The 12,938-nt window shown below is 42.8% G+C and carries 7 protein-coding genes and 5 pseudogenes; all 12 read right to left on the bottom strand.

Annotation, left to right across the window (positions count from 1 at the left end):
- Nucleotides 1-3 precede the first annotated feature (3 nt).
- Nucleotides 4-935, bottom strand: a pseudogene (gene dnaI, locus JCM21738_RS10735) (primosomal protein DnaI).
- A 5-nt stretch (nucleotides 936-940) separates the two neighbouring features.
- Nucleotides 941-2,356 carry a replication initiation and membrane attachment family protein gene (locus JCM21738_RS10730; RefSeq protein WP_023627041.1) on the bottom strand — a complete coding sequence of 472 codons (1,416 nt, stop codon included), beginning with the start codon at nucleotides 2,354-2,356 and terminating at the stop codon, nucleotides 941-943.
- 159 nt (nucleotides 2,357-2,515) lie between these two features.
- On the bottom strand, nucleotides 2,516-2,974 hold the full coding sequence (nrdR, locus tag JCM21738_RS10725) for a transcriptional regulator NrdR (RefSeq protein ID WP_031308335.1): 459 nt from the start codon (nucleotides 2,972-2,974) through the stop codon (nucleotides 2,516-2,518).
- Between the two features lie 206 nt (nucleotides 2,975-3,180).
- Entirely contained in the window at nucleotides 3,181-3,504 is a 324-nt protein-coding gene (locus JCM21738_RS10720) for a hypothetical protein (protein WP_052019648.1), read from the bottom strand.
- A gap of 105 nt (nucleotides 3,505-3,609) precedes the next feature.
- On the bottom strand, nucleotides 3,610-3,990 hold the full coding sequence (gene speD, locus JCM21738_RS10715; RefSeq protein ID WP_023627038.1) for an adenosylmethionine decarboxylase: 381 nt from the start codon (nucleotides 3,988-3,990) through the stop codon (nucleotides 3,610-3,612).
- Nucleotides 3,991-4,365: 375 nt separating this feature from the next.
- Nucleotides 4,366-5,397, bottom strand: coding sequence for a glyceraldehyde-3-phosphate dehydrogenase (locus JCM21738_RS10710; RefSeq protein WP_023627037.1), 1,032 nt, complete (start codon nucleotides 5,395-5,397; stop codon nucleotides 4,366-4,368).
- A gap of 310 nt (nucleotides 5,398-5,707) precedes the next feature.
- Nucleotides 5,708-6,316 carry a dephospho-CoA kinase gene (gene coaE / locus JCM21738_RS10705; protein ID WP_023627036.1) on the bottom strand — a complete coding sequence of 203 codons (609 nt, stop codon included), beginning with the start codon at nucleotides 6,314-6,316 and terminating at the stop codon, nucleotides 5,708-5,710.
- Nucleotides 6,317-6,341: 25 nt separating this feature from the next.
- Nucleotides 6,342-6,973: pseudogene (gene ytaF / locus JCM21738_RS10700) on the bottom strand (sporulation membrane protein YtaF).
- A gap of 241 nt (nucleotides 6,974-7,214) precedes the next feature.
- Nucleotides 7,215-8,046, bottom strand: a pseudogene (gene mutM, locus JCM21738_RS10695) (DNA-formamidopyrimidine glycosylase).
- Between the two features lie 39 nt (nucleotides 8,047-8,085).
- Nucleotides 8,086-10,714 (bottom strand): annotated as a pseudogene (gene polA, locus JCM21738_RS10690) (DNA polymerase I).
- Nucleotides 10,715-10,849: 135 nt separating this feature from the next.
- The gene (gene hflC, locus JCM21738_RS10685; protein WP_023627032.1) at nucleotides 10,850-11,779 is read right to left on the bottom strand and encodes a protease modulator HflC; all 930 of its coding nucleotides are present in this window, start codon (nucleotides 11,777-11,779) and stop codon (nucleotides 10,850-10,852) included.
- Nucleotides 11,772-12,745, bottom strand: a pseudogene (gene hflK, locus JCM21738_RS10680) (FtsH protease activity modulator HflK). Before hflK ends, hflC begins: the two are co-directional and overlap by 8 nt.
- Nucleotides 12,746-12,938 lie beyond the last annotated feature (193 nt).

Below are 12,938 nucleotides of genomic sequence, written 5' to 3'. Positions count from 1 at the left end.
TTTTTATATTCTGCGATTCTTGCCTTCTACTTTTACCGGCTCGGCAAGATATTTAATCCGTTCCATGATTCTTGCTGCTTCAACTGTTCCTCTTCTCCCCGCTGGCTGTGCGTCAAATGATGCTCCAGTCCTTTAAGGTCGAAGTTCGAGGTGAAAAAGGTTGGAAGGTTCTCAAGCATGCGGAACTGCAGAATTGTTCCGAGGATTTCATCCCTCGCCCAGCTGCTCATCGTTTCTGCTCCGATATCATCAAGCATGAGTACATTCGCCTTTTTGATTGCTTCCAGCTTGTCATTGACAGTATGATCACCGATAGCATTTTTCATTTCCCTGAAAAATTCGGGTACATACACAATCAATGAACTAATCTGTTTCTGTGCAAGTTCATTCGCAATCGCTCCAAGCAAATAGGATTTACCTGTCCCGAACGGTCCATGAAGGAATAAACCCTTTTGTTTTCGGCCCGGCTCATAATTCTCAACAAAGTCTTTTGCCATCTTGATCGCCCTGAACCTTCCGGCGTCATCCAGCTCAATATCGCCGAATGATGCCTTCAAGATTTCCCTAGGCACAAAAATGCTATTGATCAGGCGTGCATTTTTTTGCTGCTCATCATGCATGACCTTCTTTTTGCAACGGTCATATTTTATGTCAATGAAGTTCCCTTTTATGAAAAGCTCTGGCTCATAACCCTTGATCATGTTCTTGCAGCCTGCGAGACTCTCGCAATCTTCACAGCCTTTACTCTGGTTGGAGAACTCATGCAGCTTCGACATACTGCCGTCGAGCATTTCCCTGGTGATATTCTCTGCATTTTCATCCAGGAATTCTTTGATACGCATATCCTGCATCACCTGCCTCTTGATAGCTTCATAGCGCTCCTGGAAATTCTGGTTATTCGCCAGCTTCTTCAATGTTTCATTAATGTTTTGCAAATGAATCACCTCCCAGATTTGAATTTCTTCAATTCTTCTTCAAGCTTTTTCTTTTCTATTTCAAAATCAGGATCCACATCTGCAGCAGTTTTTTGCTGCTGAGGCTCACCATCGGTCTTTTTGCCAAACCAATCCGGCAGAACTTCTTTACGAACAGGCTTTCTTTTTCCAGATGATGAAGAAGGTGCTTTTTTCCCTTCTGCCCATTCAAGATACTGCCTGTGCTCGCTTTTAGCCAGCTGCATCGCATCCCTGACGGTCGATATTTTTTTCCTGGACCAGTGGCTGGCGATCTTTTCAATATAGCCCTTCGCCAGCTTCATATCCGTTTTGAGCATAACATATTGTACTAAAACATTCACGACTCCAGGCAGCAGCTTTTGCTTGAACATTACCTCTTCAATGATCTGCAAGTCTGCCTTCGATGGTTCCGCACCGCCAGACAAGTCAATCAAAAGCTGGCGGGGGGATGTTTTTTCAAAATAAACCACCAATTCCTCTTCTTGCGTTTTCGGCTTCTCGATACCAGCTTTATGCTGGAGGGGCTGGGTCCGATCCAAGAGTGCAGGAAGCTGGTCCTGGTGTTCAAACTGGTACCAGTCACGAGCGGCCTTCCGGAGTTCCTCTATATCTACTTCGTTTTCCTCATTTACCGCACTTAATACGATGTTCTTCATCTTCAAAGCATCTATCCCATATAGGAAAGCGAGATTGCTGATTGCTTCTTTAACCTTCGAGGTGAAAGCTTTTTTAGGGATGAGTGATTCCTGTAGCCCTCCCAAAAGCAATTCGAAGTTGAACTCCCCAGGATCAATCTGAATTATGGAAGTTTCTCTTCTTCCGATAAAAGAATTCCCTTCCTCCGCCTGAAGGTCGGCTGCAGAATCTTCATTATGCATGAGTGCCTGAGTCGGTACAGACAAGAACACATCCTGGAATGCTTTCGTAATCTCTTCATATCCAGGTTCTGACCTGACACTTTTATCACTGAAGAACCGCTTGAGCCGCAAAAATTGGTTCTTGCCGACTTTCCGATACAAATAGACATTTAACATTCCATCGAGGAAGAATTGTTCAGGAGTCAAAGGAGGCTGCAATTCATAAATAAATGAACGACCTTCCTCGCTGTTTTTCACATAGGTCTTCAGCAATCCCATTGCTTCGAGCTTTTGGCGAGCATGGTAAATATCCTTCAGGTTCATGTCCATGATCGTCATCAAGTTATGGTGTGTGACAGGCTTTGACCAAAGCCGGTTTTCTTCAAGTTCAGCCCATAAGGTCATATAAAGGCTTAAGCAAGCTGGACCAAGCAAAGGCTGGTACAAGAAAGTGAGCACCCTTCGATCGTAGTCATGCAATAAACCACCAGACGCAACAATATACTGGTCTACAGGCAAAGTCTCTTGCCAATGCTGAGCCATCCCTTTCCCTCCGTTCTGAATCAATAGCTGCATTTCTTGTCTAAGCTCTCTTCATAGAACTCTAACCTTTAACGAAAATTCGAAAAGAGCCTTAAAAAGAGCTGAAGTTCCCTTCAGCTCCTCAGGATTTTACCAGGAGTCAACCGGACCCCATTGTTATCATTGTTCTCTCTTTAATAACTCTTTCAATTCATCAATAAAGACATTGATATCCTTAAACTGACGGTATACTGATGCGAACCGGACATAGGCGACTTCATCGATCTTCGACAGCCTGTCCATCACCATTTCCCCAACGGCTTCGCTCTTAACTTCAGAAACTCCATCGCTGCGAAGTTCCTTTTCAACTTCGAAAACCAAATCCTCGAGTTCTTTCAAGGCGACGGGGCGCTTTTCACAAGCTTTTATTAATCCGCGAAGGAGTTTTTCCCGATTGAACTCTTCGCGTGTACCTTCTTTTTTTACGACAATCAAAGGAATTTCTTCTACCTTCTCGAAGGTGGTAAAGCGAAATCCGCAAGCTTCGCATTCGCGTCTGCGTCGAATTGACCGGCTATCGTCAACCGGTCTTGAATCAAGAACCCGGGTTGAGTTATTTTGGCAAGTTGGACATTTCATTTCGATCAGCTCCGAATATTTTGAAATATAGTATGAGCGAAGGACTATTCGCTTGTTCCACCAGTACGTCCATAAGCATTATCCTAGTATTATCTTATAAAAAAGATGTGGACGGGACAAGAGGAACTATTGATTTCCATACTTCCCGGCTCCAATAAACGGGTGTGTGGAGTCCAGTTTCTCATAAATCTTCAGCAACTCCTGCTTCAAAGTCGGTTGATGCCTGCCAGTGAAAACTTTTCAGTAGAGATATGCAAGTCGACCGCGGTCTCAAATGGTTTTGTGGTGATAACTGTCGCTGTTAAAAAGGCGGGCAGCTTCCCCTTCAATTCGGCTGATATTTCTCCACGTTCTTTTGAAACACTCGTTATTTTAAGCGAAGGGTCTGCCCTCAGCAAGTCTTCGACCGTTTGGAACATCTGGTTAAAGTTCGTTTTATAATAGCGTGTCTTCAGCTGCTCATCCCTGTTGTTTTCACTTGTTCCACTGAATTTCTCGTACCGTCCTGATATGGATTTTAAAAAAGACATCAAAAATCCTCCTGATAGTTATTTCTATTATCATTCTACCGTATTTTACGGCAAAATAAAAAGAGGTGTATCGCTACACCTCTTGTGAATTTTTCATATTTTCAATTATAGAGCTTTAGCTTGTGCTTGCTTTACATGCACAGGACCCATGCCACGTGGAATTTCGATATTCTCACGAGTTTGAGCGCCCAGAACTTCTGCAATATAGTCAGCTGCAATGTTAGGATTCAGATCACCGCAAGTATAAACATCGATGCTAGCGTATCCGTGTTCAGGGAAGCTATGAATAGTTAAATGAGATTCGGAAATAATGACAACTCCGCTAACGCCTTGTGGCGCAAATTTATGGAAAGCCACTTCGCGGATTTCAGCACCTGATTTCAATGCTGCTCCAACAAAAGTTTGTTCAATAAAATCCATATCATTCAATTTTTCAAAATTGCAACCCCAAAGTTCAGAAATTACATGACGACCCATTGTTTCCATATTCAATTTCCCCCTCTAATAATATTAGAATGAATCCCTTAGCTTCAATGGTATCTTAACTACCACGGGGGAAAGTTAGTCCAGAGAGGTCCTAACCCTTTAAGTAGCCAATTGGTACCGTTATTAAGAAGTTCACGATGACTAGTATACTTTGTTTATATTTTTTTTGCAACACATGAAATCAAATTTTTTCATGAATTTTAAGCTTTGATTTTTATAGTTTGGGAGATAGCTATTCCATAGGCTTTCAAGGGGGATGCCGCTAAAAACCGTATTAAATCCCACTCGACGACCGGCCGCGAAATTATATGAAAATAAGGCATTTAACAAAGACAAAAAAGCTTGCCTGTAAGCAAGCTTTTTACGTTATTGGTATTATCCTACCTTTACAGTTGCAGAATTGTACATTGCGTGGGCGACATGCTTTGTCAGGTCTACTACTCTGCTAGAATATCCCCACTCATTGTCATACCATGCAAGAACCTTTACTTTGTTAGCACCAATGACCATTGTAGACAAACCATCAATGATCGCAGAATGTTCATTCGTGTTAAAGTCGATTGAAACAAGCGGTTCTGTCGTGATATCAAGGACTCCCTTGAGTTTTCCTTTTGATGCTGAATAGAATGCATCGTTGATTTCGTCCAACGTTACCTCACGCTTCAAGTCGACAACTAGGTCAACTAGTGAGACGTTTGGAGTTGGCACCCTTAGCGCCATACCATGCAGCTTTCCTTTAAGCTGAGGAAGCACAAGTGAAAGTGATTTTGCAGCCCCGGTTGAGGTTGGAATGATGGATTGGCCGCAAGAACGCGCCCTGCGCAAATCCTTGTGCGGGTTATCGATATTATTTTGATCATTTGTATAAGCATGAACAGTTGTCATCAAACCATTTTCGATTCCGAAAGTATCATCCAGCACTTTCGCAACCGGTGCAAGGCAGTTTGTTGTGCATGATGCATTCGAAATAATATCATGCTCTTCAATATTTAATGCGCTTTCATTTACTCCCATGACAATAGTAATATCCTCATTTGTACCAGGTGCTGTCAAAATGACCTTCTTTGCACCAGCATCAAGATGATGCGCTGCCTTATCACGGGAATTGAACTTGCCTGTAGCTTCTATGACAATATCAATCTTCATTTCCTTCCATGGAAGCTCAGCAGGATTTCGATTGCTTAACAGTTTAACTGTCTTTCCGTTGACAACTAGATGATCATCAGCTGGAATGACTTCGCCAGCAAATTGCCCATGATTAGAATCATATTTTATTAAATGAGCCAGTGTTTCAGCTGGGTAGCTCGCATTAATCGCTACAACCTCAAGATTTTCTTCAAGAATGGCTCTTCTGAACACCATTCTTCCAATTCTCCCAAAACCGTTAATCGCAATTCTCGCCTTCATTGTACGGCCCCTTCCGAATTAGTGTTATACTTAATGACCATTTGTATGGTATTAGTATAACATAATAAATTTTATTTGTGATAAATAAATGCACACATTTAAAATATAAAATAATTCTGATAATAATAATAATCATTTAGCGGTAAATTTAAAGACGCCATCAATCTTAGTCTGACCAGGATTATAGCTTATAAAACTCGGATTAAAACTTAAGCAACCCGGATTAAATTGAGTGGAATCAGTAATATATCGTCCTAAACGGAATTACAACATGCTTAACTAGAAATCCAGTTCAAAACAAAAAAAGAGCCTACTTGGCTCTTAAAATTTCCCATTTATTCAATATATCCAACAACTGCTGCCTCGATTGCTCGATGCTGCCGCTATTATCGATCACAGCGTCTGCCATACCGACTTTATCCTTCAGCGGCATTTGTGATTTGATCCTGGAATATGCTTCTTCTTCCGAGAATCCGTTCCGCTTCATCAGTCTTTCCAACTGCGTGTGCTCATCCACATATACCACGATGATCTTTTCAACCAGTCCTGTCAGATTGCTTTCAAACAAAAGCGGAATGTCCATGACAACGGCTTTTTCATTCGCCTCTTCAGCTTTTGCTCGCTTCTGGGCCATCCGTTCCCTTACTGCTGGATGGACAATCGAATTTAACAGCAAACGCTTTTCTTTATTGTTAAAAATAATTTCACCCAACTTAGGACGGTTAATCGTGCCGTCTTCTTCTAAAATTTCTGTGCCAAAATGGCTGACAATATCATTGTATGCCTTTTCTCCTGGCTCGACAGCAAGCCTGGCTTCGATATCTGCGTCAATCACGGTGATGCCCAGCTCAGTGAACATTGCCGATATTGTGCTTTTTCCGCTTGCTATACCTCCTGTCAATCCGATAACTAATGACATCCGATTTTATCCTTTCAAGGGGCTGTTAAATTTTCATCAACCCAATTATAATCAATAATATTCCAGGTACAAAAGAAAATTTTTGCATCCAGCCGCTCTTTGAAAAATAACTGCCCATCCTCATCCCTGCATACACAAATAATGAACTCATGCAGGCAACTGTCAAAGCCAGGTATCCCGGAGAGAATCCTAAAAACGCTGCCCCTACCCCTGCACCAAATGCATCAAGAGACAGGGCAAGCCCAAGCATGACAGCTTCAATTCCATTGATTGTACCCGACCGGTCAAAATCCGCTGTCATTGGCTTTTTCAAAATATTGATGACGATCCCAAGTGATTTGATTTCAAGATTAAGGATGATTTTTTCGTGACAGAGCAATTCTGTTTTGTCTTCGCGGAAAATTGGAATAGTACCCATCCGCCTAAAACGATCAAGACAGTGCCACCCAGTGTCTCTGCCATCCCTGGTGAAAAAAAACTCTCAAGAAAATGCCCGATCATCATAGCTGCCATCAGGACGACAGCCGAACAAATGGCTATTACTGATATTGATTTAATCGGGATCTTCATTTTCCGCAATCCATACGTTAACCCTACACTGAAACTGTCAAGACTGACAGCGAATGCAAGTAAAAGCAGGGAGATTGTTTGTGCCATAAACTGAGCTCCTTCCTGTCAATCGCTACGTTAGTATATGGAAGGAGCCCAGTTATGGTGAGAAAATCAACAAGCCATTATACAAGAAAAGCGCAAGCGCTTTGGTAAGCCCCGACAAGCGTTGGAGGTCCGACCAGTGAAGTCGGTCTTTGACTTCACTGGTCGGACCGAAACGTCTCGAGGGGCTAGGCGCTGGAGCTGGACAATTCTCGGAGTTGAAATGATATGAATTTTGATATTATTATTTAAGTTTCTGGCACGCGGGGCAATAATGAGTACCTCGTCCGCCGACAACTGTTTTCTCCAATGGTGTTCCGCAAACCTTGCATGGTTCACCCTTGCGCCCGTATGCATAAAGCTGAAGCTGGAACATACCAATCTGTCCCTGGGAGTTCACATAGGAACGGATGGTGCTTCCACCTTTCTCAACAGCTTCAGACAGAGTGCTGACTATTTCCCTGTAAAGCACTGCCTCCTCATCTCGAGTCAGAGAATTAGCGATCCTTTCGGGATGAATCTTCGCACGGAAAAGTGCCTCATCTACATAGATATTCCCCAAGCCAACAAGGATTTTTTGGTCAAGCAGTGCCGGCTTTATTTTTCTATTGGTTTTTTTAAGTTTTTCAGACAGCCATTCCACTGAAAAATCTTCTGAAAAAAGGTTCAGGACCTAAATCAGCGAGAGGCTGCGTTTCAAACTCTTTCCCTTTTTCATAAAGGTGCATGGTGCCGAATTTCCTGACATCCTTGTAGCGCAATTCTGTTCCATCGGTAAAATGGAAAATGACATGCGTGTGCTTATCCACAGGTTCATCAGTATTGAATACTCCATATTTACCTTCCATCCTTAAGTGGGAAACGAGCGCGAAATATTCGGTGTAAAGGATGAGGAATTTCCCTCTCCGCCCAACCTCTTTTATCGTCTGGCCTTTCAGTGCATCATTGAACTGCTCGACCTCATTCGGCCGCTTAATCATCTTTGGCCAAAAAACGGAGACATGTTTAATCTCTTTGCCTACCGTCAGGACTTCTAAAGTCCGTCTGACGGTTTCGACCTCTGGTAGTTCAGGCATTTTATCCCGCCTTTCTCTGTAAAAATCCTGTTGCAGCTTCTACTTTGCGTCATACCAAGTAAGGCCATATGAGAAGTCGACCTTTAATGGCACCTTCAATTCAATGGCATTTTCCATGACTTCTGGAACGATCTTTTTCAATAACTCGATCTCACCCTCAGGTGCTTCAAAAATCAATTCATCATGTACCTGAAGCAGCAGTCTTGTCTTAACGCCCTCTTCGCGAAGTCTCTCTGCCATATCAATCATTGCCTTCTTGATAATATCTGCGGCGCTTCCCTGGATCGGTGTGTTCATTGCGGTACGTTCTGCAAAACTTCTTAAGTTGAAATTGCGGGCCGTAATTTCCGGGATGTATCGGCGGCGATGCAATAATGTCTGGACATAGCCCTTCGCCTTTGCATCCTTAACGATTTCATCCATATATTCTTTGACACCAGGATAGCTTTCTAGATAGCGTTCGATGAACTCGCCAGCTTCCTTCCTTGTAATGTTCATGCTCTGGGATAATCCATAATCACTGATCCCGTACACAATCCCGAAGTTAACCGCTTTTGCATGCCGGCGCATATTGGAGGTGACTTCATCTTTCCCTACATTGAATACTTCCATTGCCGTCTTCGTATGGATATCCATATCGTTCTGGAATGCACTAATCAGTTTCTCATCACCCGCAATATGGGCGAGGACACGAAGTTCAATTTGAGAATAGTCAGCTGCAAAGATGACCCAGCCTTTTTCAGAAGGAACAAAGGCCTGCCTGATCTTCCGGCCTTCTTCAAGCCTGATTGGGATGTTCTGAAGGTTTGGATCAGTAGAGCTCAATCTTCCTGTCGCTGTTAACGCCTGGTTGAATCTTGTATGGACTTTTTCAGTCTCTTTATTGACGACCTTTTGCAAGCCTTCAATATATGTTGATTGCAGCTTACCTAGCTGGCGGTAGTTAAGGATTTCTTCAATGATTTTATGTTTCGGCGCCAATTTTTCAAGGACGTCCGCTGAAGTAGAATAACCTGTCTTCGTCTTTTTTACGGCAGGCAATCCCAGTTTTTCGAAAAGGATTACACCTAATTGTTTAGGAGAATTGATATTGAACTGTTCTCCTGCCATTTCAAAAATCCTCGTTTCGATTTCAGCTAGACGGCCTTTGATTTCTTCACCCATTTTATCCAGGCGATTCATATCCAGCTTAACGCCTTGATATTCCATATCAGCTAGCACTAATGATAGAGGCATTTCAAGGCTGCTGAACAGATCATGCTGGTCATTGTCCCATAGCTCCTGCTCAAGCTTTTCTTTTAATGATACAAGCACATCTGCCTTGCGGACCAGATGCTCTCCAAGGATACTATCCTCAGGTATTTTCCGTTTAGCACCTTTTCCATACACAGCTGTATCAGCCAGCACGCTCGTAAAACCATGCTGTCTCGCAATAGCAGACAAGTCATCCGGTGACTCAGAAGGTTGATGATATAAGATGCAAGTGACACATCGAATTCAGCACCCTTCAGATGGATGCCGTGATGACGCAATGAAACCTCGGAACGTTTCGCATCATAGACAGTCTTTTTACTTGTTTCATCCTCGGCCCATTTCTTGAATTCTTCTGATTCCAACGCGATTTTAACAGGCAGGTAGAAGCTGCCGTTTCATTGACAACTCCAAAGCCGATAATATCTGCATAGTGGTAGTTATCCTCTAGCACCTCGACATAAAAGCCATTGTCTTTTGCAAAAATATCTTGCTCGATCTTGTCCAACTGCTTGAACTCAATGTCTTCAAGCTCTGCATTTTCTGCTTCCGCAACTGCTCCCAGCTTGTCCAACAGGGAATTGAACCCGAGTTCCTTGAACATTTTCACAAGCCTTTCGTTCTCTGCGCCTTCATACTCAAGCTCACTCAACTCTAATCCAACAGGTGCTTCACGCGTAATGGTCGCGAGTTCCTTGCTCATCATAGCCTGGTCTTTGAATTCCTCGAGCTTTTCCTTAAGCTTATTCCCGCTGACTTGATCAATCGAATTTAGTAGATTTTCAAGTGTACCGTATTCCTTCAAGAGCTTGATCGCTGTTTTTTCACCTACTCCGGGAACACCTGGAATATTATCAGACGCATCACCCATGAGACCTTTCATATCAATGATTTGTTCCGCAGTAAGACCATATTTCTCCTTGATATGCTCAGGAGTATATTCTTCAATATCGGTGATTCCTTTTCTGGTGATATTGACTGTCGTTTTGTCAGAACTCAACTGGGTTAAGTCCTTATCCCCTGAAATGACCTTTGTTTCAAAGCCTTCTTTTTCAGCCAGTAAGCTCAATGTGCCGATAATGTCATCGGCTTCATAGTTCTCCAGCTCATATTGCTGGATGCCATAAGCCGTCAGCAATTCACGGATAAACGGAAACTGCTCAGAAAGCTCAGGCGGCGTTTTTTGCCTTCCACCCTTGTACTCACTGAAGGTTTTGTGCCTGAATGTCGTTTTCCCTGCGTCGAACGCAACAAGAATATGTGTAGGCTTTTCATCCTCGAGAATTTTCATCAGCATCATCGTAAAGCCATAAACTGCATTTGTATGTATCCCTTTTTCATTATTCAATAGCGGCAGTGCAAAAAACGCACGGTATGCAATACTGTTTCCATCTATCAAAACAAGCTTTTTAGACATGCTATTCCTCCTCATTGTAGACACAGTTATGTGCCTCTGTTTGTATGACTCTATATAAAAAAGACCGTTAGATTCCTTCCTATTTTATCATGAGAGATGATAGAAAGAAAAATAACGGCCTTTTGGCTGGCTCTATTAGTTTGTGTAACCCATCAGCATTCTTGCGTACGGTGAACCAGAAGGGAGGACAATGACGGTTTCACCATTGATTGTCTTTTTATAAGATTCCAGTGTGCGGAACATAGAATAGAAATCCGGGTCTTTGGAGAACGTTTGGTTGTAAACTTTAGCAGCTTCTCCTTCCCCTTCGCCTCGGATGGTCTCAGCGTCTGCCGATGCCTTTGCGAGAAGCTCTTTCACTTCCCTGTCAGTCTGGGCGATGATTCTGTTTTTCTCTGCATCCCCCATTGAAAGGTATTCCTGCGCCTTTGACTCACGCTCAGAGATCATTCTCGTAAAAACAGACATTTCATTTTCTTCCGGCAGGTCAGTCCTCTTCATACGGACATCTGTCACAACGATACCATAATTTCCGCCATCAAGCAGCTCATTGACCTTTTCGGTTACCCTGTCATTCAATGATCCACGGGAAGATTTTTCATCATTGATTATTTCATCATAGTCAAGTTTACCAAGCTCAGAACGGACAACCGAATAGATGAATTCCTCCATTCTAGATTCTGCACCCTCTAGCGTTCTCGCATTGGAAATCATCTTTTTAGGGTCTTCAATTCGCCAGATCGCATAATTGTCGATCAGCATTCTCTTCTTGTCCTTAGTGTTGATTTCCGCCTGGGAAACATCATATGTCATCTGGTATTTCGGCAGTGTTGTGACACTCTGGATAAACGGGACTTTGTAATTCAAGCCAGGTTCTTTGACAATCCTTACAACCTCTCCAAATTGCCTAACCACTTTATACTCGCCTTGCTTAACGATGAAAACATTCGTAAAAATAAAGACAAGCAATGCAATAAGAATGACCAGGAGGATTCCAAATTTGGTATACTTTCTCCAGGATCCACCGCCGCGTTCATTTATATCAATCACGTTTTGATCAGCCATTATTCTTCTCACTGCCTTCCTGCTCTGACTTAGGTTTAGCTTTATCTGCTTCAAGCGGGCGAATCGGGAAATACTTCATTGTATTGCCATCATCATTCATGATGTAAATCTCCGTTCCTGGCAGTACTTGCTCAAGCGTTTCCAAAATCAATCGCTGTCTTGTGATGTCCGGATTGGTTTTGTATTCAACAAGCAGCTTATTGAATACCGCCACGTCACCTCTGGCCCGTTCGATCCTCGCGGCTTTTTCACCTTCCGCCCTTGAGATCACCGCATCCTTTTCCCCTTGCGCTTCGTTCAATTTCTGGTTTCGGTATTTCTTTGCTTCATTTATTTTCGTGTTCATTGTTTCACGCGCATCTGTAACATCAGTAAAAGCCTTGCGCACTTCTTCATTTGGCAATTCAACATCCTGGAGCTTTACACCAAGGACGGATACACCCATATCGTACTTTTCAATCAGTGATGATAATAAATCACGGACTTCCCCTTCGATTTCTGCTTTTCCCGAAGTCAATGCTTCATCAATTTCTGACTTCCGATAATGCTTCTTACAGACGCTGAGGTCGCATCATATAGGATTTCTCTTGGATTATCTGCGTTATATAGATATTTTTCCGGGTCAGTTATCTTCCATTGAACCACCAGATCGGCAAGGACAATGTTTTCGTCACCTGTAATCATTTTGGTTTCATCAGGAAATTCTTTGATTTCCCCATTCTTTTCCTCATAACCAAACTGGAGGCTAAACGTTTCTTTTGATAATTTCTCAACACTCTGGATTGGCCAAGGCAGCTTAAAGTGCAAGCCCGGTTCGCTAATCCCTTCCTCCACTTTTCCAAACGTCAGGATAACCGCCTGCTCAGATTCATCGACCGTATACCACGTTGTGAAAGCCGAAAGACCTAAAATAATGGCCAAGACGACAATCCCGCTCGTCACGTAGATTTTTTTTAAGCTTACCATCTCATTCCCCTCTTCCTATGCTTTTATCTATGTTTGTTTTTACGTTTATAAACCTTAAATGTTTCAAAAGAATGAAAATTGAATGACAGCTTTGTAATAATGGTGGTATTAGGATATTTGTCAATGCAAATAAGAAAAGCGCAAGCGCTTGGTCAGCCCCGACAAGCGTTGGAGGGCCGACCGGTGAAGTCGA

It is taken from the genome of Mesobacillus boroniphilus JCM 21738, from assembly GCF_000517385.1.
Lineage (GTDB): Bacteria > Bacillota > Bacilli > Bacillales > Cytobacillaceae > Mesobacillus > Mesobacillus boroniphilus.
The sequence above is the reverse complement of the archived record's forward strand: the minus strand, read 5'-3'. Positions and strand labels throughout refer to the sequence as shown.

Bases quoted from the DNA above. Each gene is read 5' to 3' on its own strand.
- JCM21738_RS10730 (WP_023627041.1), bottom strand. From the start codon at position 2,356: ATGGCTCAGCATTGGCAAGAGACTTTGCCTGTAGACCAGTATATTGTT.
- nrdR (WP_031308335.1), bottom strand. From the start codon at position 2,974: ATGAAATGTCCAACTTGCCAAAATAACTCAACCCGGGTTCTTGATTCA.
- JCM21738_RS10720 (WP_052019648.1), bottom strand. From the start codon at position 3,504: ATGTCTTTTTTAAAATCCATATCAGGACGGTACGAGAAATTCAGTGGA.
- speD (WP_023627038.1), bottom strand. From the start codon at position 3,990: ATGGAAACAATGGGTCGTCATGTAATTTCTGAACTTTGGGGTTGCAAT.
- JCM21738_RS10710 (WP_023627037.1), bottom strand. From the start codon at position 5,397: ATGAAGGCGAGAATTGCGATTAACGGTTTTGGGAGAATTGGAAGAATG.
- coaE (WP_023627036.1), bottom strand. From the start codon at position 6,316: ATGTCATTAGTTATCGGATTGACAGGAGGTATAGCAAGCGGAAAAAGC.
- hflC (WP_023627032.1), bottom strand. From the start codon at position 11,779: ATGGCTGATCAAAACGTGATTGATATAAATGAACGCGGCGGTGGATCC.